Genomic DNA, 19645 nt, shown 5'->3' on the forward strand with positions numbered 1-19645 from the left:
CCGGCCCGTCAGCCCAGCAGCGGGTGCAGGACCCAGAACACGACGGCGGCGACGGACGCCGCGGCCGGGATGGTGAGGATCCACGCGCCGGCGATGTTCTTGGCCACGCCCCACCGCACGGCCGACAGCCGCTTGGTCGCGCCCACGCCCATGATCGCGGACGTGATCGTGTGCGTCGTCGAGACGGGGGCGTGCAGCCAGAACGCGTTGAGGTAGAGCACGACCGCCGACACCGACTCCGCGACGAAGCCGCGCGCCGGGTCGAGCTCGATGATCTTGCGGCCCAGGGTGCGCATGATGCGCCAGCCGCCCGCGTACGTGCCGAGCGAGATCGCCGCCGCCGCCGAGAGCTTGACCCACAGGGGGATGCCGTCCTCCGGCGTCGCCCAGCCGACCGTCAGCAGCGCCAGGAAGATCACGCCCATCGTCTTCTGGGCGTCCTGCAGGCCGTGCCCGAGCGCCATGGCGGCGGCCGAGACGGTCTGGGCCACCCGGAAGCGCCGGTTGACGCGCGAGGGCGCCTTGTCCTTGATGAGCCAGAGCAGGCCGGCCATGAGCAGGAACGCCAGGCCGAAACCGACCAGCGGCGAGACGATCATCGGCAGGACGACCTTCTCGACGATCGCCGACCCGAACACGCCGAACCCGGCCGCCAGCCCCGCACCCACGAGCCCGCCGATGAGGGCGTGCGTCGAGGACGACGGCAGCCCGAACCACCAGGTGATGAGGTTCCAGGTGATCGCGCCGACGAGCGCGCAGACGATGACGACGAGCGCGCTGTGCGACGGCGCCCCCTCGAGGTCGACGATCGACGTCGCGATGGTCTCGGCGACCTCGGTGCCGAGCAGCGCACCGGTGAAGTTCATGACGGCGGCCATGACGAGCGCCGCACGGGGCGTCAGGGCGCGCGTCGAGACGGAGGTCGCGATCGCGTTCGCCGCGTCGTGGAAGCCGTTGGTGTAGTCGAACCCGAGGGCGAGCGCGACGACGAAGACGACCAGCACAGGTTCCACCGCGCTCAGGACTCCTTGAGCGCGATGGTCTCGACGGTGTTCGCGACCTTCTCGAACGCGTCGGCCGCGTCCTCGAGCTTCTCCACGATCTCCTTGAGCTTCATCAGCAGGATCGGGTCGGAGATCTCGTCGAACATCTGCGCGAGGAGCTTGCGGTGGACCTTGTCCGCCTGGTTCTCGAGGCGGTTGACCTCGACCCAGTACTCGGAGAGCGAGTCCATCGAGCGCAGCCGGGGCATGGCCTCGGCCGTGAGCTCGGCCGCGCGCTGGAGCACCTGGACCTGGTCGGAGACCCGGGCGGGCAGCTCGTCGACCTTGTACAGCACGATGAGGTCGGAGGCCTCGTCCATGAAGTCCATGCAGTCGTCGAGGTTCGACGCGAGCATGTAGATGTCGTCGCGGTCGAACGGGGTGACGAACGTCTTGTTCAGGCGACGCATGATCGTGTGCGTCGCCTCGTCCGCGGCGTGCTCGGCCGCGGCCATCCGCTTGTTGATCTCCTTGCGGGTGGCCCGGTCGGCCCCCAGCATCTCGGCCAGCAGGTTCGCCCCCGTCACCAGGTGCGTCGCCGAGTCGGCGAAGAGGTCGAAGTAGGACGTGTCGCGCGGTGTCAGGCGCAGGCGCACGGAACTCTCCCGGTGCGAGAGGGACGGGGACGGTGCGGGGCTCGCCGCGGTGCGGGGCCCCGGCCTTCTGCCCCCGGGGGGCTCGGGCCGCGCTCAGCCTAACGGCCGGTGAACGGAGGATGGACCGACGAGGGTCCCCCCTGGGCATGAATCGGCTGTGACGTCGGCCCGCCGCGCACAGGGGGCGGACAGGGGCGCCGGGAGCGCGCCCGAGGCAGTCCCGAGGCAGCGCGGCGGGGCTGCCGGAGGTGGGGCGACGCCGGGCCGGGAGCGCCTCTCGGCGCGTGGCCGCTCGAAGCGGCTGGTGATGGAGCCCGGGGCTACCGCGGCCCGGCGTCGGCACCAGTCTACGCGCCGGGGCCCTCCGTGCCGAGGGCCGGACGGGGCGGCCGGACGGGAGGGCGGGGCCGGCCGGTCAGACGAGCCGGTCGGCGCGCCAGAGGTGGGCGGCCTCCGCCAGCTCCTCGGCGGTGCGCACGAGCGACGCCGCGCCCCGCGTCGTGCGGCGCGCAGCACCTGGGTCGAGCACGTCGAGGTGGTCGGCGTCGAAGGCGGTACCGGTGGCCAGCACCTGGCAGAACGCCGCGGCGCGCTCGAGCGCCACCGCGAGGTCGCCGGTGTAGACCCCGGAGAGCACGGCGTCGGCGACCGCGCGCACGTCCGCCGGCCCGGGCGGGCTCACGACGCCCGCGACCGCGTCGTGCACGGGCGCCGCGGCCACCCCCTGGCGGTACCGGTCGGCGACCACCTGGGGGTCGCGGACCACCCACTCGCGCAGCAGGTACAGCCGCCACAGCGCGCCCGGGAGGGTGCCGGCGGGGCTGTCCGACCACAGCTCGGCGACCACGTCGAGCCCCTCGGTCTCGACGAGCGCGACCAGCCGGGCGACGACGTCCGGGTCCTGCGCCTGCCGGCCGGCGCGCACGAGCGCGGCCGCCGTGGTGTGCGCGACCTCCTCGCGCAAGACCGGGTCCGGGCCGGGCACGGCGGCCATCGCCGCCGGGTCGCGCAGCACGGGACGGTGCGGGCGCCCGCCCGCGCGCGAGTCGTCTGTCGTCATCCGGCGATGATGCCCCCGACCTCCGACGCGGCGCACCTGCGCCCTGCCGCGACCCACGTCACGCCCGCCCCGCGTGCGGACCCCGCGCACCGGGGCGAAGGTGGTCGGGCCCGCCGCAGGACGGACGGGTGCAGGACCAGGGACGACACGGAGGTGGATCGATGTCCGATGCAGGGGCGCCCGGCCGGTACCGGGGCAGGGCGGTCGGCCTGGCGGTGGCCGCGGCCGTCGGAGGATTCCTGTTCGGGTTCGACTCGTCGGTGATCAACGGCGCCGTCCAGGCGGTGCAGGGGCAGTTCGCGCTGTCGGGCGTCGTCACGGGCCTCGTCGTGGCGGTCGCGCTGCTCGGCTCGGCCGTGGGCGCGTGGGTCGGGGGGCACCTGTCCGACCGGTGGGGCCGCACGCGGGTGATGGTGCTCGGCGCCGTCCTGTTCTTCGTGTCCTCGATCCTGTCGGGCCTCGCCTTCAGCGCCTGGGACCTGGCCCTGTGGCGCGTGATGGCCGGCGTCGGCATCGGCATCGCGTCGGTCATCGCCCCCGCCTACATCGCCGAGATCGCCCCGGCCGCGATCCGTGGGCGCCTCGGCTCGCTGCAGCAGCTCGCGATCACGCTGGGCATCTTCGCCGCGCTGCTGTCCGACCAGCTGCTGGCCGTCACCGCCGGCGGGGCGGCCGAGACGCTGTGGCTGGGGCTCGAGGCGTGGCGGTGGATGTTCCTCGTGTGCGCCGTGCCCGCGGTCGTGTACGGGGTGCTCGCGCTGCGCATCCCCGAGTCCCCCCGGTACCTGGTGGCCACCGGCCGCCGCGACGAGGCCGTCGACGTGCTGCGCGACGTCCTGGGGCCGGACGAGGACCCCGAGGCGCGCGTGCAGCAGATCGAGCGCACCATCCGCCAGGACGAGCAGGTGGCGCAGCAGGCCAGCCTGCGCGGGCCGGTGCTGGGCCTGCTGCCGGTGGTCTGGGTCGGCATCCTGCTGTCGGTCTTCCAGCAGTTCGTCGGGATCAACGTGATCTTCTACTACTCCACGACGCTGTGGCAGGCGGTCGGGTTCGCCGAGGAGCAGTCCTTCACGTTCTCCACGATCACGGCGGTGACGAACGTCGTGGTGACGCTGGTCGCGATCGCCCTCGTCGACCGGGTGGGCCGGCGCCCGATGCTGCTCGCCGGCTCGGCGGGGATGACGGTCGCGCTCGGCACGATGGCGCTCGCGTTCACCCAGTCGACCGGGACGGGCGAGGAGCTCACGCTGGGCGGTGCGTGGGGCGTGGTCGCGCTCGTCGCGGCGAACGCGTTCGTCGTGTTCTTCGGCGCCACGTGGGGCCCGCTGGTGTGGGTCCTGCTCGGCGAGATGTTCCCCAACCGGATCCGCGCCGCCGCCCTCGGCGTGGCGGCGTCGGCGCAGTGGGTCGCCAACTTCCTCATCACGCTGTCGTTCCCGGAGATGCTCGCCCGGTTCGGCGCCACGGCGCCGTACCTGATGTACGCGGCGTTCGCGGCGCTGTCGTTCGTGTTCGTCCTGACGAAGGTGCCGGAGACGAAGGGCGTGGAGCTGGAGGACATGGAGGGCCTGCAGGTGCACCGGCGCGGCCGCGGCTGACCGCGCACCGCACACCCCGACGCCCGTCGCGCCCCTGGTGCGGCGGGCGTCGTCGCGTCGTGCCGTCGTGGGGGCCGCCGTGGGCGTCGTCCGGGCGGGGTGCGACGCACCTCACCGTTCCTCACCCGGCCGAACGGTTGCCTCGGGTAAAGACCTGACGTAGCGTTGCCCGAAGCAACAGTCTCGGGCGCCCGCGCCCGCCGCTCCCGACCGTCGACGACGCCCGGTCGAGCCCCCTCCCCGTCCGGAAGCGAGCCCTGCCATGACCACCGTCCCCACCCGTCCGCCCGTCGACGACGCCGCCCCCGCCGCACCGGCGCCGCGCATGTCGCACCGCGAGGTCCTCGAGGCGCTCTCCGGGATCCTCCTCGGCATGTTCGTCTCGATCCTCGCGACGAGCGTCGTGTCCTCGTCGCTGCCGCGGATCATCACCGACCTCGGCGGCTCGCAGTCCGCGTTCACCTGGGTCGTCACCGCCACACTCCTCACGACGACGGTCTCCACGCCGCTGTGGGGCAAGCTCGCGGACCTCGTCGACCGCAAGCTGCTCATCCAGGTCGCGCTCGTCGTGTCCGTGGTCTCCGCCGCGCTCGCCGGCCTCGCGCACAGCACCTCGATGCTCATCGGGATGCGTGCGCTGCAGGGCATCGGCGCCGGCGGACTCACCGCCCTCGGCACCGTGCTGATCGCGGACATCATCAGCCCCCGCGAGCGCGGTCGGTACATGGGCCTCATGGGCGCCGTCATGGGCGTCGGCATGGTCGGCGGACCGCTGATCGGCGGCGTCATCACCGACACGGCGGGGTGGCGGTGGAACTTCTTCATCGGCCTGCCGTTCGCGGTCGCCGCGATCGTGGTGCTGCAGCGGACGCTGCGCCTGCCGGCCGTCGCCCGCCGCACGGTGCGGATCGACTGGGCGGGCGCGGTCCTGCTGTCCGCGGGCGTGACGCTGCTGCTGCTGTGGGTCACGTTCGCCGGGTCCTCGTTCGACCGGGCGTCCTGGCCGAGCGCGGCGATGCTCGGCGGCGCGGTCGCGCTGCTCGTCGTCACCGTGCTCGTGGAGCGCCGGGCCGCCGAGCCGATCATCCCGCTGGGGCTGTTCCGCAACCGCACGGTCGTGCTGGCCGTGGTCGCGTCCGTCGCGGTGGGCGTGGCGCTGTTCGGCACGCAGGTGTTCCTCAGCCAGTACATGCAGCTCGCGCGGGGCCGCACGCCCACCGAGTCCGGCCTGCTGACCGTCCCGATGGTCGTGGGGATGCTGCTGTCGTCGACGCTGTCGGGGCGGGCGATCTCCGTCACCGGGCGGTACAAGCGGTTCATGGTGGCCGGTGCCGTGCTGCTGGTCGCGGGGCTCGGGCTCATGGGCACCATCGACGAGACGACGTCGTTCGTCGTCGTCGGCGCCTACCTGCTGGTCACCGGCGTGGGCGTGGGCATGCTCATGCAGAACCTCGTGCTGGCCGCGCAGAACACCCTGCCGCTGCGCGACGTGGGCGCGGGCACGGCGACGGTCGCGTTCTTCCGCACCCTCGGCGGCACGATCGGGGTGTCCGCGCTCGGTGCGCTGCTGTCGTCACGGGTGGGCACGCTCACCGCGGACGGGCTCGCGGGCATCGGCGTGGACCCGGGGGCGCTGGGTCCCACCGGGTCGGGCGCGAGCAGCCTGCCGGACCTGGCGACGCTGCCGGGGCCGGTGCGCACGGTCGTCGAGCACGCGTTCGGCGTGGGGGTGGCCGAGCTGTTCCTCGTGGGTGCGCCCGTCGCGCTGCTCGCGCTGGTGGCCGTCCTGCTGCTGCGCGAGGTGCCGCTGGGCGACCGGTCCAACCTCGACCGTCTGCTCGACGAGCAGGACGCCCCGGCGACCGCCTGACGCGTCGGCGGGCCCGCCCGGCCCGCCGACGCCTCAGCGCGGCAGCCGGCCGATGTCGGAGTTGAGACGACCCAGCAGGTCGGCGAGCGCGGCCAGGTCGGGCTCGCCCCAGTGCCCGAGGGACGTCGCGAAGAACGCGTGGCGCGCCTTCTTCGCGTGCGCGAGCCGACGGGCGCCCTCCTCGGTGAGGCCCAGCGGGTGGTTGCGCGAGTCGAGGGGGTCCGTGCCCCGCGCGATCAGACCGAGCTGCTCGAGGCGCGCCAGCTGCCGCGACATGGTGCCGCGGCCGACGCCCAGGTGCCCGGCGAGGTCGGAGGCCCGGATGCCGGGGGTCGCGGCCACCGTCGTCAGCAGCGTGTACGCGCCGGCGTCGAGGTCGGGGTGGATGTCCCGCGCGAGGTGGGCGGAGGCCGCACGGGCCCGGCGCATGAACAGCCCGAGCTCCTGCTCGACGCGCAGCAACGGGTCCGTGGTCATGGGCTCATCCTGGCCCAGCGGGCACCGGCTGCGCATCGCCCGCGCCGGGCCGGGCGCAGCGGATCCCGTGCACCGGGTCGGGCACGGCGGACCCGGCACGTCGGGTCCGAGGAACGGGCCCGGCGGGCGGGTCCGGTCAGTGCGCCCAGGTGCGGCGGCGCCGGGCCACCTGCGCGATCGCCGAGACCCGCGCGGGCTCCAGGCGCACCGGCATCGCCCGGAACGCCCCGGGCACCTCGTGGCGGGACAGCACCAGGGCGTCCTGCGCGGGGGCGTCGGGGTCGCGGTCGAGCATGGCGTGGATGACCAGGACGGCGCGCACGGTGACGCCGGCGCAGCCCGCGGCCTGCAGGAGCCCCTGGACGCGGGAGGCCTCCAGGCGCGCGTCGCGCAGGTGCGCCACGGCCCGGCCGTCCACGCGCATGGTGCGCCCCGAGACGGTGACGCTCTGCTCGGGGTGCCGGCGCTCGGCGACCGTGAGGATGCCGCCGGGGCCGATGAGCAGGTGCTCGACGACGGTGCCCTGGCGGCCCAGCGGCACGTCGTGCAGGACCTGCCAGCCCTCCTCGGCGAGCCGGTCCAGCCGGGCGGCGACCGAGCCGGTGCTCTCGCCGGTGCGCGGCACGGGGTCGGTCTCGAAGGTGTCGAGCGAGCCCAGGGGCTGCTCGACGGTCAGGACCAGCTCGGCGACGTCCTTGCGCAGGTACGCCTGCGCGGCGCGCCGCACACCGGCCTCCAGCAGCGGGTCCTCGACCGTGACCTCGCCGGACTGCAGGTCCACGGACCCCAGGGCCGCACCCGTCTCGAGGGTCACGTACAACCGGTCGGCGCCGTAGCGTCGCCATCGTCGGACCGTCAGCACCTCCTCCACCTCCGCATTATCGGCAGTGACGGGCCCGAACTGCAGCGGGTGAACAGCACAGTTTCGTCACGACCCTGGCGTGTCGGACCGCCAGGGTCGTGGTGTGTCGGGCCGCGGCGGCGCGTCGCGGCCCGGCGGGTCGTCAGCGGGCGTCGTCCGGCAGGGGCTCGAAGGTCAGGCTGACGGAGTTCATGCAGTACCGGTCGCCGGTCGGGGTCTGCGGCGCGTCGTCGAAGACGTGCCCCAGGTGCGAGCCGCAGCGGGCGCAGCGCACCTCGGTGCGGACCATGCCGTGGCTGCGGTCGGTGATGAGCTCGACGCGGTCGCCCGCGAGCGGGGAGAAGAAGCTCGGCCACCCGCAGTGCGAGTCGAACTTCGTCTCGGACCGGAACAGCTCGTTGCTGCACGCGCGGCAGCGGTAGACGCCCTCGCGGCGCTCGTCGAGCAGCGCGCCGGTCCAGGCGCGCTCGGTGCCCGCGCGGCGCAGCACGGCGAACTCCTGCGGGTCGAGCTCGGCCGACCACTGCTCGTCGGACTTCTGCACGGGGTACGGGGTGCTCACGGTGTCCTCCTGGTGTCGGTGGCGATGGGCACAACACGGTGGGGACGCCGGGCGTTCCCGGCGCGCGGACGGGTCTGCCGGCACGTCCGCGGCGCGTCCGTCGTGAGGCCGGGGCAACCGTCCGGCGCGCCGAGGTGTCGCTCACCCGGACGGACGACTTAGTGTGACCGGGACGCCCGTCACCCCGACGCTGCGAGGTCCTGTGCCCCGAACGTCCCGCCGACGCAGGAGCTTCACGCGCACCTTCGCGGTCGTGAGCCTCGTCGGCATGGCCGCGCTCGGGGTCGCGCTCGTGCTCGTGACGTCCGCGCAGATGCAGCGGCAGGCCGCCACGGACGGCATCACGCTCGCCCGGGTCGTGGCCGGGTACGCGGCCGGGGGCGTCCCCAGCAGCGCGTTCGTCACCGGCGTGCTCACGGACGACGTGCACGCGCAGGTGACGGCGCAGACCGCGGGGTTCTCCGGCGCGCTGGTCGAGCTGCGGCTGTGGAGCCTGGACGGGCGCCTGATGCACAGCTCGGACCCGACGACGACGAGCGGGCTGCCGCACGCGCAGCGCTTCGACGCCGTGATGGGCGAGGGCGCGCCCGACGCGGTCGTGCAGCGCGACGTGCGCCGCGGCGCCGCGGGGACGGCCGCCGAGACCACGGTGCTGGACGTGTACGTGCCCGTGCAGGCGTCCCAGACGGCCGACGGCGGTGCGGGTGGCGCGGCCGCCCCGCGCGCCCAGGTCGGCGTCGCGGAGGTCGTGCTGGACCACACGGCGAACCAGCGCACCCTGGCCCGCGCGGTGCGCGACGTCACGCTGGTCGTCGCGTCGAGCCTGGTGGTCCTGTGGCTGCTGCTGTTCCGCATCGTCACCAGCACGTCGCGGCGGCTGCGGCACACCGCGCTGGAGAACGCCCGGCTGGCGATGCTGGACTCGCTGACGGGCCTGCCGAACCGGCGGCTGCTGGCCGACCAGATGCGCCGCACGATCGCCCGCGCGGAGGTCGACGGCACCCGGGTCGGGCTGATCCTGCTGGACGTCGACCGGTTCAAGGACATCAACGACACGCTCGGCCACGACCACGGCGACGAGCTGCTCGAGCAGGTCGCCGAGCGGCTGCGCGGCGCGCTGCGCGACGACGACGTGGTGGCGCGCCTCGGCGGCGACGAGTTCGCGATCCTGCTGCCGGACGTGCGCACGGTCGCGAACGCCGAGCGCCTGGGCCGGCGCGTGCGGGGCCTGTTCGCGCGGCCGTTCGAGCTGGGCGGCATGGCGCTGCACGTGGAGACGTCGATCGGCGTCGCGTGCCTGCCGGACCACGCGGGCGACGCGTCGGCCCTCATGCGGACCGCGGACATCGCGATGTACGTGGCCAAGCACCAGCGCACCGGCGTCGCCGTGTACTCCCCCGACGTGGACGACTCCTCGCCGGCCCGCCTGGTGCTGCTGGGCGAGCTGCACGCGGCGATCGAGGCGCAGGCCGCGGGGCGCTCCGCGGACCTGACGGGCGCGCCGGGCAGCGCGAGCGAGCACGCGCAGCTCGAGATGCACTACCAGCCGAAGATCGAGCTGGCGTCGGGTCGCACCGTGGGCTTCGAGGCGCTGCTGCGGTGGCGGCACCCGACGCGCGGCGTGCTCGCGCCCGGCACGTTCATCCCGCTCGCGGAGCAGTCGGGCCTCATCCACGAGGTCACCGAGCTGGCGCTGACGGAGACGGTGCGCCAGCTGGCGGTGTGGCGCGCCGAGGGCCGCGACCTGCCGGTGGCGGTGAACCTCTCGGCGCACGACGTGGCGACGCCGGCCGTGGTCGACACCGTGGAGGACCTGCTCGCGACGTACGACCTGCCGGCGCGCCTGCTGGAGGTCGAGATCACCGAGACCGCGATCGTCGCGGACCGGTCGCGGGTCGTCCCGGTGCTGCACCGGCTGCGGGGGCTGGGCGTACGCGTCGCCATCGACGACTTCGGCACGGGCACGACGTCGATCTCGCAGCTGCGGGACCTGCCGGTGGACGAGCTGAAGATCGACCGCCTGTTCGTGCAGGACCTCGGTGAGCACGCGCGCGAGGGGTCCGAAGTCGTCGTCCAGGCCATGGTCGACCTGGCCCACTCCTTCAGCCTGACGGTGGTGGCGGAGGGCGTCGAGGACGAGGCCACGGCGGTCGTCCTCGGACGCCTCGGGGTGGACCGCGCCCAGGGCTTCCTCTGGGCGCGACCGGCACCCGCGACGCTCGTCGCGGCGGGCGCCGAGCCGGCCGTCCCTCACTCGTCCGAGTGAATCTCGCGCAACTCCTCAAGTCCGGCCGCCGACCTGCCGAAAGGGGCGACGGGGAGAGGTGCACCCTCTCCGCCATCCCAGGCCGTGACGCGTACGAACGAGGGACACCCGGATGATGGACGACCTGCTCGAGGAGATGATCGACCCCGAGCCCCCGCGCGCCGAGGTCATGCGCCGGCGACGGCTGTGGACGACGGGCGGGATCCTCACGCTCGCGGCCGTGGGCGTGGCCTCGCTGACGACGGCGGCCGTGTTCACCGACCAGGACACGTCGTCGGGGAGCATCACCAGCGGGACCCTGCAGCTCGCCGCGGCGCAGTCCGTGGCGTTCGACGTGCCCACCGAGGGCCTGGCCCCGGGCGGCACCACGTGGGCGCCGCTGACGGTGGAGAACCGCGGGTCGCTGCACCTGCGGTACGGCATCTCGCTGCGCGCCGACGCGACGGACCCGGCCGACCCGATGCCGAGCCCGCCGTCGGACGTGACGCCCGCGGCGCTGACGGACGTGCTGCGCCTGCGCGTGTACGTCTCGGCGACCTGCGACGCCACGGTCGACGGCTCGGACCCGGTCGCGGACTCCGCGGCGCTGCTGGGCGGCGGCGCGACGTTCGGCCTGCCGACGGGTGCGGACCCCGTCCCGGTGCTGGGCTCGCCGGGCGACGCGCAGGACCCGGCGGGCGCGGGCGGGCTCGCCGACGAGCGGGGCCTGGCCGGCGCGAGCGGCACCGAGGCGCTGTGCCTGCGGGTCGACATGGACCCCGCGGCGGGCAACGAGTACCAGAACCGGGCCGCTGACGTGGCCCTGACGTTCAGCTCCGAGCAGACCGTGAACAACGGGGGCGCGCTGGCCGGCCCGTCGACCGTCGACGGCTGACGGGCGAGCGCGCGGGTGCCCGGGGCGGGGGTGGCGCAGGCGCGGTCGACGGTCGGGCGGTGGCCCGGGGTCGACCGGCGCACGCCTCGCCCTGCCCCGGTGCGGCCCAAGGTCCGTCTGCCGCTGTGGCGCCGGGCCGCGGGGGTCGCGCTGTGGGTCGTGGTCGTGGCCGGCGTCGTGCTGTACGCCGCGAGCCTGGCGGCGCCCCTGTGGTTCCAGGCGCAGGGCCAGCGTCTGCTGGTCGTCACGTCCGGCTCGATGGCTCCCCGCTTCCAGGCCGGTGACGTCGTGGTGCTGCGGGCGGTGCGGGACGTGTCGGAGCTGCGCCCGGGGCTCGTCGTGACGTTCCAGCCCGTCGGCTCCGAGCACCTCGTCACGCACCGGATCGTCTCGCTGCACCAGCTGCCCGCGATGGAGCAGGTCGCCGCGGACGGTCAGATGGCGGAGGTCGTCGACGCGGCGGGAGAGCCGACCCTGCAGGGGTACATCCGCACCCAGGGCGACGCGAACGCCGAGCCCGACCCGAACGCGACGCCCTTCGAGCGGGTGCGCGGGGTGCTGCTGGCCGTGCACCGGGGGTGGGGCGAGCCGCTGGCCTGGGCCACGTCGGCGCAGGGCCGCGCGACGCTCCTCGCCCCGCCGCTGCTGGCGCTGGCGCTGCTCGAGGGACTCTCGCTGCTCGACGCCCGCCGGGCACGGCGACGGCGCGCACCGGGGCGCGAGGACGACCGGAGGCTCGATGCGCTCCTCCTCGACTGACCGCCGGGCCGGGCCCGCCGCGACGCCGGGCGCCCGGGGGCCGCGGGTGCGGCTCGTCGTCGCACTGCTGCTCGCGGCGTGCGTCGCGGCGGGGCCCGCCCTCGGCCGCACCGGCGCCGTGTTCGTCGACCGCACGTCGACGTCGTGGCAGGTGCGCTCGACGGGCGCCGAGGACCCGCGCTGGCCCGCACCGGACCCGACGGACGACCCGACGCCGCCGACCGTGACCGCCGTCGCCCCCTGACGGCGCCCGCCCCGCGCTCAGAGCCCCAGCGCGTGCACCCGCTCCCCCGTGCCGAGGGTCGGCGGCTGGTGCAGGAGGTCCAGCTCGACGGCGGTGACCACGCCGAGCGCACCGACGCCGTCGTGCAGGGCGCGGAACAGCTCGGGGTGCTCGTCGCGGCTCGCGCGGCGCACCTCGCCGGCCGCCGTCACCAGGTCGACGGACCGGACGGCCGACGGCGCGACGCCGAGGGCACGGGCCGCGGGGCCGGGCCCCGGGGTCAGGTAGCCCGCGAGCGCGACCGTCGGCGGGCCGGGGCACGCGGGGACCAGCCGGTGCGCGGCGGCCGCGGCGACGACCTCGCCCCAGGGCACGCCGGCGCCGACGTGCGCGGTCCGGGTGCCGGGGTCGACGTAGACGCCGTCGAGCCAGCCGGTGACGACGAGCACCGCACCGGCCAGGTCACCGGCGCCGCCGTGCCCGACCCCGTGGGTGGCCACGTGGACGCCGTGCGTCCGGGCGGCGTGCAGGACGGCGACGAGCTCGTCGGTGCGGTGGACCTCGACGACGGCGACGGGGCGCAGGGGCCGCAGGGGGCGCAGCACGCCCCGGGTGCGGCAGTGCCGGTCGTAGGCGGGTGTGGCGGGCGGGTGGACCGCGGCCGCGCAGGAGGCGAGCGCGTCGAGCACGTCGGGCTCCGCGTCGGCGGGCGTGGCGGTCGTCATGGGGCGTCCTCCGCTGGTCCTTCGCCCCGCCGTCCGACGGGGGCGCGGGAGAGGAGTGCGCAGCGGTGCAGGTGATACGTCGCGAGGTCGACCGTCTCGGCGGGCAGGCCTCGGAATAGCCTGCTCGGGGGTGGCGTTGACGGCACCAGATCGATGCAAACGCATAGACTTCAGGTCCACGACGACAGCGAGGTGCACCATGCAGTTCGGGATCTTCTCCGTCGGTGACGTCACCACCGACCCCACCACGGGACGCACGCCCGACGACACCGAGCGCGTCCGGGCGATGCTCACCATCGCCGAGCACGCCGACGCCGCCGGCCTCGACGTCTTCGCCACCGGCGAGCACCACAATCCGCCGTTCGTGCCGTCGTCGCCCACGACGATGCTCGGCTACCTCGCCGGCCGGACCAAGAACATCGTCCTGTCGACGGCCACGACCCTGATCACCACCAACGACCCGGTCCGCCTGGCCGAGGAGTACGCGATGCTCCAGGTGATCGCCGACGGCCGGATGGACCTCATGATGGGCCGCGGCAACACCGGCCCCGTCTACCCCTGGTTCGGCAAGGACATCCGCCAGGGCCTGCCGCTGGCGATCGAGAACTACGCGCTGCTGCGCCGCCTCTGGGAGGAGGACGTCGTCGACTGGAGCGGCAAGTTCCGCACGCCGCTGCAGGGCTTCACGTCGACCCCGCGCCCGCTCGACGGCGTGCCGCCGTTCGTGTGGCACGGGTCGATCCGCTCCCCCGAGATCGCCGAGCAGGCCGCGTACTACGGCGACGGGTTCCTGCACAACGCGATCTTCTGGCCGATGGAGCACACCGCGCAGATGGTGAACTTCTACCGGCAGCGGTACGAGCACCACGGGCACGGACGCGCCGACCAGGCGATCGTCGGGCTCGGCGGGCAGGTCTTCGTGCGCCCGAACAGCCAGGACGCGTGGAACGAGTTCCGCCCGTACTTCGACGTCGCCCCCGTCTACGGGCACGGGCCGTCGATAGAGGACTTCACGGCCCAGACCCCGCTGACCGTGGGCAGCCCGCAGCAGGTCATCGACCGCTACGGCGCCTTCTGGGAGCAGGTCGGGCACTACCAGCGCCAGATGTTCCTCATCGACCACGCCGGCCTGCCGCTCAAGACGGTGCTCGAGCAGATCGACATCCTCGCCGAGCAGATCGTGCCGGTGCTGCGCACCGAGGCCGAGTCCCGCCGCCCGGCCGACGTGCCCGCGGCCCCGCCGTCGCACGCCGAGCGCGTCGCCGCCGCCCGCGCGGCGGGCACCGTCCCGCACGCCGCGGCCGCGGCCGCCGACCGGTGGACCGGTCGCACCGCGGAGGACGACCTCGACGCGGCCGACGCCGCGACCGTGGCCTGACCCCGCCCCCTTCCCGCCCGACCCACCCCGGCCCGCCGTGAGCGACGGGCGCACCGCAGGAGGTGCCCTCATGGACGAACGTCACCTGGTCGTGATCTCAGGAGGCCTGTCCCAGCCGTCCTCGACCCGGCTGCTCGCCGACCGCCTCGCCGAGGCGACCGCGGGCGAGCTGCACGAGCACGGCGTCACCGCGCACGTGCGGGTCGTCGAGCTGCGCGACCTCGCGCACGACGTCGTCGACCAGACCCTCACCGGCTTCGCGCGCGGCGACCTCGCCGACGCCCAGCAGGCGCTCGCCGCGGCGGACGCCGTCATCGCCGTGACCCCCGTCTACGCCGCGTCCTACGCGGGGCTGTTCAAGTCCTTCGTCGACGTGCTCGACCCCGACGCGCTGCGCGGGACGCCGGTGCTCGTGGCGGCGACCGGCGGCAGCGCACGGCACTCGCTGGTGCTCGACCACGCGCTGCGCCCGCTCTTCGCGCACCTCGGTGCCGACGTCGTCCCCACGGCGGTGTTCGCCGCGACGGACGACTGGGCCGACGCGGGCGGCGACGACGTGCACCCGCTGCCCGAGCGGGTGCGCCGCGCGGGCCGTGAGCTGGCGGCCCGCGTGGCCGGGCGGGCCCCGACACGCCGGGCCGGCCTGTACGACGCGGTCCCGTCGTTCGAGGACCTGCTCGGCGGCGCCTGACGACCGCGGGCCGTCGCGGTCGGCGGCACGCACGACGAGGGCGGACCCACCGGTCGGCGGGTCCGCCCTCGTCGCGTGCAGCGACGCGTCCGTCGACGCGTCAGCGAGGTTCGTGCCGGTGCTCGCGCGCGGGCCTCGCCGGTGGAGCAGGGCTCACTGGTGGAGCAGCGTGAACGCCGTCCCGGTGCCGGTGGGCTCCACGTCCAGCTTCTGGTCCGCGAGCGTCGTCGCGGCCCGCTCGTCCACGTAGACCCGCGCGGAGCCCTCCGTGACGACGTCGTCGCCCGGGGTGGGCCCGGCCACGAGAGCCAGCTCGAAGCCGCCCGACTCCTGCTCGGCGATGCGCAGACCTCCGCTCTCCTGCGGCAGTCCGGCGCGCTCGGTGAGCGTCTCGACAGCGGTGCGGGCGTTCTCGGTCAGGGTCAGCACGGGAGTCTCCTCTCGGTCGCCTGGGCACGGCCCCGCACCGGCGGGGTCACCACCGGACCGGGGCGGACGAGGTGCCCGTCGGTCCCCACTACCGTGCGCACGCCAGGCACCCGCCCGCAAACGCAGGTCCGGCTCGTGAGACCGTTCCCGACACGCCGGACGCCCCAGAGGCGGGTGCGGCCCGAGCCACCTACCCTCCGCCCCACCGGCGCCTGGAAGCCCCGGCGGGCCCCCGGCTCGCGGCCGACGGGCGCACGCCTCGCCGGTGTGGTCACGATGGGGCCATGGACACCGCACCCGCTCCCCTCGCGCTGCCCGGCGGCGCGATCCCCCTCCTCGGCCTCGGCACCTGGCAGGCCGACGGCTCCGACGCCGAGCGCGCCGTGAGCACCGCGCTGCAGCTCGGCTACCGGCACGTGGACACGGCCACCGGCTACGGCAACGAGGCGCAGGTCGGCCGCGCGCTCGCCCAGGTCGGCATCGACCGGGACGAGGTGTTCGTGACGACCAAGCTCCCGCCCGACCACGGCGACCGGGCGCGCCGCACGCTGACGGAGTCGCTCGCGGCCCTCGGCACCGACCATGTCGACCTGTGGCTGATCCACTGGCCGCCGTCCGGGCAGGCCAGCCCGCACGTGTGGGAGGAGCTGCGCCGGGCCCGGGACGAGGGGCTGGCCCGGTCGATCGGCGTGTCCAACTACTCGGTCGCGCAGATCGACGAGCTCGTCGCGGCCACGGGCGAGGCGCCGGCCGTCAACCAGATCCCCTGGTCGCCGGTCGACCACGACCCGGCGCTGCTGGCCGCCCACCGCGAGCGCGGCGTGGTCGTCGAGGGCTACAGCCCGCTGCGCCGGACGGACCTGTCGGCGCCCGCGATCGTCGCGGCGGCCCGGGCGCACGGCGCGACCCCCGCGCAGGTGGTGCTGCGCTGGCACGTGGAGCACGGGGTGGTGGTGATCCCCAAGTCGGTGCGCCGGGAGCGGATCGAGGAGAACCTCGGGGCGCTGGGCTTCGCGCTGACCCCGCAGGAGGTGGCGGCGATCGACGCGCTGGCGGGATGACCCGGCCGGCGTGGCACCGGGTCCGACTCGTGGCTGCGCTCCCATGGCGCACGTGCTCGCCGGACCCGGAGGTCGACGAGCACGTCGGGCGGGGGTCGGCCGAGAACCACCACCGCGTCCTGCGTGATCGGCGTCACGCCGTTGTGCCGCCTCCCGCAGGTCTACCGGACCGGCAGGAGTGACGTCAACCACATCGGACGAACCGGGTGGCGTCGGCCGCCCGCCCGGCCCGGGGCACCGGGAGTCAGCCGAGCAGGCCGCGCAGCCACGACGTCAGCGGCGTGCCGGCCGTCAGCGAGACCCACCAGACCAGGACGAGCTGCACCGCGGCGGTCACGACGATGACGACCTGGCGCCGGCCGGTGGGGCGGCGCACCGCGAGCAGCGTCACGTACAGGACGACGAGCAGCAGGTACGTCTGCCCGCCCGGCTGGCGCACGCCCAGCCACAACGACGTCCACAGACCGACGACCGCGATCGCGGGGGCGATGAGCGACCACGGCTCGCGCACGGCCCGTGCCCAGGCCGCAACGAGGAACAGCGGGGACGCCGCGATGCCGAGCAGCACGGCTCCGGTCGCCGCCTGCGCGGCCGGGCCGACCCCGCCGGGGAACCACGTGGCGCCGGCCTCGAGCAGGCCACCGAACTGCGTGGGCGAGAACCACCACGACAGGTACCACCAGAACCCCATCGCGGCCGCCGGCGGGAAGAGCAGCACGGCGACCGTGGCCAGCTGCGCGGACGGGCCGCGCCGTCCGGCGTGCCGGGCGAAGAACGGGGCGACCAGGCCGAGGGTGAGGGCGTACGGCCACGCGGCGGGGTCGACCATCACCGCGACGCCGAGGGCCAGCCCGGCGCGGAAACCCGCCTCGGTGGAGCCCCGCTCGACGAACGACGCGATGCCCGCGAGCGCGGTGACGAGGAGCGCCAGGCCGAGCACCGACTGCAGGTCGGTCGCCACGAGGTACGTCGTCGGCGGGGCGAGCATCACGGTGGCGATCACCGCCGACGTGGCCCACCCGCCGAACCCCTCGCGGACCATGGTCGAGGCCAGCCCCTGGAGGCTGAACGCGACGACGGCCGCCGCGACGAGGACGTACCCGAGGCCGCTCTGCCCGAGCAGCGCGGCGAGGCCCGCGGCGAGGGGCGGCCACACCTCGCCGACCCACCCGAGGTCCGTGTCGCCCCACACGACGAGGGCGCCGCGGGCCGCGAGCGCGGCGTTGGGCCCGACCGGCTCGGGCCCGGGCAGGGCCCACCACGCGAGCGCGGCGAGGGGCACGAAGTAGACCAGGCGCAACGACCACCGGTGCGCGGGGCGCACGGGCCACGCGTCAGCGGCCTGCCGGTACCGGATCGTCGAGGCCGGCAGCGTCCACGCGGGTGAGGCCATGGTCGGTCTTCTCCCAGTAGTGGGGGCGGAAGGCGAGCTGCCAGAGCGCCTTGTAGGCGGCGACCGCGTGCAGCAGCCAGTAGAACGGGTTGAGCAGGGCCCACAGGACGAGCTCGTACCGGCGCCGCTTGAAGGCGCCCATCATCGAGACGTAGGTCATCAGGACGCTGCCGACGCCGAGGTTGGCCAGGCTCAGCCACAGCGCCCAGCCGGGGAACAGCACGGCGAGCCCGCCGGGGCCGAGGGCGAGCGAGGCGACGAAGACGAGGTACAGCACCGGGACGGCCAGGAACGCGGCCGGGGTGCCGGCCACGAGGAACAGGAACGCGAGGACCTGCCGCAGCCCGGCCACCTGCACGAGGCGCAGCGGGTGGCGCACGTGCACGAGCGTCGTCTGCATGTACCCCTTGATCCAGCGGGAGCGCTGACGCACGAAGTTGCCGTACCGGGAGTTCGCCTCCTCGTACGTCGTGGAGTCGATGACCCCGACGCTCAGGCCCTCGGCCGACGCCCGGATGCCGAGGTCGGCGTCCTCGGTGACGTTGAAGGGGTCCCAGCCGCCGAGCCGGCGCAGCGCGTCGGTGCGGAAGTGGTTGGACGTGCCGCCGAGCGGGATCGGCAGGGTGCCGTACTCCAGGCCGGGGAGCATGTAGTCGAACCAGTACGAGTACTCCAGCGTGAACATGCGCGTGAGCAGGTTCTCGTCGGCGTTGAAGTAGTTCAGCGCGGCCTGCACGCACACCAGCCGGTCCGACCCGGCGCGGAACGCGGCGACGGCCTTGCGCAGCTGGTCGGGGTCGGGCCGGTCCTCGGCGTCGTAGATGACGAGCATCTCGCCGGTGGCGAGCATGAGGCCGACGTTGCACGCCCGCGGCTTCGTGCGGGGCTGCCCGTCGGGCACGACGACCACACGGATGTGCTCGGGCGGGTGCGCGGCGAGCGCGGCGTCGCGGGTCTCGTCGTCGTCCTCCTCGACGAGGACGAGCACCTCGAGCAGGTGCGTCGGGTAGTCCAGCGCACCGAGGTTCTCGATGAGACGGGCGACGATGTTCGCCTCCTTGTACACCGGGACGAGCACGGTGTAGCGGGGCAGGTCGTCGTCGGGGACCCGGTCCTGCGACGGCGGCGCGAGCCGGATGAGCTCCTCCATGCGCGCGCCGCGGAACGACGTCCAGAACTTGAACGCGACGCCGACGAGGAACGCGGCGCCGACGACGACGGACGTCGCCACGAGCGTCTGGCCGGGCCAGCGGACCAGGACCAGCACGAGCAGGAGGAGCACCACGACCGACACCGGCTTCTGCCACCCGACCAGCACGCTGCGCGCGGACTGCTCGGGTGCGCGCCGCCACAGCCCGAGGGTCGCGTCGTCGAGGACCTCGTCGCGGTAGGTGGCCAGCAGCGCCGCGTCGAGGTCGGCGGGGGCCATCTCCTCGATGACGACGTCCGCGTCGGGCGGCAGGCGCAGGGCCCGCAGCGCGGAGCCGCGGCGGGCGCGCCCGACGCTGGAGTCGACGCCGACGCGCGGCGTGCCGTCGGCGGCGGGCGGGAGCACGACGAGCCGGGCCCGCAGCGCGGTCTCCAGGCTCAGCTCCACGTCCTCCCCCGATCCGGGCCGGACCACCCGTCCGGCCCTGCTCGGCACGCTAACGAGCGGGGGCCCTGATCTGCGGCGCCGTCTGCCGGGCGCGCGTGCCGGTCGCCCGGCAGATGCGGACGAAGCGGACGACTCGACCGGGTGCGCGGTCAGATTTCACCCGCCCCGTCCCCGGTCCGGC

General features: G+C 74.9%; 19 protein-coding genes. 9 read left to right on the forward strand and 10 right to left on the reverse strand.

Annotation, left to right across the window (positions count from 1 at the left end; genetic code table 11):
- Positions 1-8: 8 nt before the first annotated feature.
- The 3 genes from BKA21_RS06255 to BKA21_RS06265 all read right to left on the reverse strand — a co-directional run bounded on the left by BKA21_RS06255 (position 9) and on the right by BKA21_RS06265 (position 2699).
- Positions 9-1013 (reverse strand): inorganic phosphate transporter, encoded by a 1005-nt coding sequence (locus BKA21_RS06255; protein WP_140457460.1) that lies wholly within the window; start codon positions 1011-1013, stop codon positions 9-11.
- A 5-nt stretch (positions 1014-1018) separates the two neighbouring features.
- Positions 1019-1639, reverse strand: a complete 621-nt coding sequence (locus tag BKA21_RS06260) for a DUF47 domain-containing protein (RefSeq protein ID WP_140457461.1) — start codon at positions 1637-1639, stop codon at positions 1019-1021.
- 415 nt (positions 1640-2054) lie between these two features.
- The gene (locus tag BKA21_RS06265) at positions 2055-2699 is read right to left on the reverse strand and encodes a hypothetical protein (RefSeq protein WP_370510983.1); all 645 of its coding nucleotides are present in this window, start codon (positions 2697-2699) and stop codon (positions 2055-2057) included.
- Between the two features lie 161 nt (positions 2700-2860).
- Between BKA21_RS06265 and BKA21_RS06270 the strand changes: the two genes are divergently transcribed.
- A complete protein-coding gene (locus BKA21_RS06270) occupies positions 2861-4297 on the forward strand; it encodes a sugar porter family MFS transporter (RefSeq protein ID WP_140457462.1) in 1437 nt (478 codons plus the stop codon).
- Positions 4298-4559: 262 nt separating this feature from the next.
- Complete coding sequence (locus BKA21_RS06275) at positions 4560-6167, forward strand: MFS transporter (RefSeq protein ID WP_140457463.1); 1608 nt, start codon at positions 4560-4562, stop codon at positions 6165-6167.
- Between the two features lie 33 nt (positions 6168-6200).
- Here the strand turns inward: BKA21_RS06275 and BKA21_RS06280 are convergent, their stop codons facing one another.
- The 3 genes from BKA21_RS06280 to msrB all read right to left on the reverse strand — a co-directional run bounded on the left by BKA21_RS06280 (position 6201) and on the right by msrB (position 8068).
- The gene (locus tag BKA21_RS06280) at positions 6201-6644 is read right to left on the reverse strand and encodes a MarR family winged helix-turn-helix transcriptional regulator (RefSeq protein ID WP_140457464.1); all 444 of its coding nucleotides are present in this window, start codon (positions 6642-6644) and stop codon (positions 6201-6203) included.
- Between the two features lie 136 nt (positions 6645-6780).
- Positions 6781-7515: a nuclease-related domain-containing protein gene (locus BKA21_RS06285; protein ID WP_140457465.1), complete on the reverse strand. Its 735-nt coding sequence runs from the start codon at positions 7513-7515 to the stop codon at positions 6781-6783.
- Positions 7516-7648: 133 nt separating this feature from the next.
- Positions 7649-8068: a peptide-methionine (R)-S-oxide reductase MsrB gene (gene msrB / locus BKA21_RS06290; protein WP_140457466.1), complete on the reverse strand. Its 420-nt coding sequence runs from the start codon at positions 8066-8068 to the stop codon at positions 7649-7651.
- Between the two features lie 253 nt (positions 8069-8321).
- Here msrB and BKA21_RS06295 point away from each other — a divergent pair, with 253 nt between their 5' ends.
- The 4 genes from BKA21_RS06295 to BKA21_RS06310 all read left to right on the forward strand — a co-directional run bounded on the left by BKA21_RS06295 (position 8322) and on the right by BKA21_RS06310 (position 12211).
- Positions 8322-10334, forward strand: a complete 2013-nt coding sequence (locus BKA21_RS06295; RefSeq protein WP_239072728.1) for a putative bifunctional diguanylate cyclase/phosphodiesterase — start codon at positions 8322-8324, stop codon at positions 10332-10334.
- 112 nt (positions 10335-10446) lie between these two features.
- Complete coding sequence (locus BKA21_RS06300) at positions 10447-11208, forward strand: TasA family protein (protein WP_140457467.1); 762 nt, start codon at positions 10447-10449, stop codon at positions 11206-11208.
- A gap of 99 nt (positions 11209-11307) precedes the next feature.
- Complete coding sequence (locus tag BKA21_RS06305; RefSeq protein ID WP_239072727.1) at positions 11308-11967, forward strand: signal peptidase I; 660 nt, start codon at positions 11308-11310, stop codon at positions 11965-11967.
- Complete coding sequence (locus BKA21_RS06310; RefSeq protein ID WP_140457468.1) at positions 11948-12211, forward strand: hypothetical protein; 264 nt, start codon at positions 11948-11950, stop codon at positions 12209-12211. The genes BKA21_RS06305 and BKA21_RS06310 overlap by 20 nt, the downstream gene beginning before the upstream one ends.
- Before the next feature lie 17 nt (positions 12212-12228).
- Here BKA21_RS06310 and BKA21_RS06315 read toward each other — a convergent pair whose 3' ends face one another.
- On the reverse strand, positions 12229-12915 hold the full coding sequence (locus BKA21_RS06315) for an FAD-binding oxidoreductase (protein ID WP_170208900.1): 687 nt from the start codon (positions 12913-12915) through the stop codon (positions 12229-12231).
- A gap of 199 nt (positions 12916-13114) precedes the next feature.
- Between BKA21_RS06315 and BKA21_RS06320 the strand changes: the two genes are divergently transcribed.
- Complete coding sequence (locus BKA21_RS06320) at positions 13115-14293, forward strand: LLM class flavin-dependent oxidoreductase (protein ID WP_140457470.1); 1179 nt, start codon at positions 13115-13117, stop codon at positions 14291-14293.
- Between the two features lie 70 nt (positions 14294-14363).
- Positions 14364-14984, forward strand: a complete 621-nt coding sequence (locus tag BKA21_RS06325; RefSeq protein WP_140457471.1) for a CE1759 family FMN reductase — start codon at positions 14364-14366, stop codon at positions 14982-14984.
- A 153-nt stretch (positions 14985-15137) separates the two neighbouring features.
- Here the strand turns inward: BKA21_RS06325 and BKA21_RS06330 are convergent, their stop codons facing one another.
- Positions 15138-15413, reverse strand: coding sequence for an iron-sulfur cluster assembly accessory protein (locus BKA21_RS06330; protein WP_140457472.1), 276 nt, complete (start codon positions 15411-15413; stop codon positions 15138-15140).
- A gap of 284 nt (positions 15414-15697) precedes the next feature.
- On the opposite strand from BKA21_RS06330, the gene BKA21_RS06335 reads away from it, so the two are divergent.
- Positions 15698-16474, forward strand: coding sequence for an aldo/keto reductase (locus BKA21_RS06335; RefSeq protein WP_140457473.1), 777 nt, complete (start codon positions 15698-15700; stop codon positions 16472-16474).
- A 244-nt stretch (positions 16475-16718) separates the two neighbouring features.
- On the opposite strand, the gene BKA21_RS06340 is transcribed toward BKA21_RS06335, so the two are convergent.
- The gene (locus tag BKA21_RS06340) at positions 16719-17867 is read right to left on the reverse strand and encodes a hypothetical protein (protein ID WP_140457474.1); all 1149 of its coding nucleotides are present in this window, start codon (positions 17865-17867) and stop codon (positions 16719-16721) included.
- A complete protein-coding gene (locus BKA21_RS06345; protein ID WP_239072726.1) occupies positions 17809-19464 on the reverse strand; it encodes a glycosyltransferase in 1656 nt (551 codons plus the stop codon). The genes BKA21_RS06340 and BKA21_RS06345 overlap by 59 nt, the downstream gene beginning before the upstream one ends.
- Positions 19465-19645 lie beyond the last annotated feature (181 nt).

Origin of the sequence: Cellulomonas oligotrophica, from assembly GCF_013409875.1 — a bacterium.
Classification (GTDB): Bacteria; Actinomycetota; Actinomycetes; order Actinomycetales; family Cellulomonadaceae; genus Cellulomonas; species Cellulomonas oligotrophica.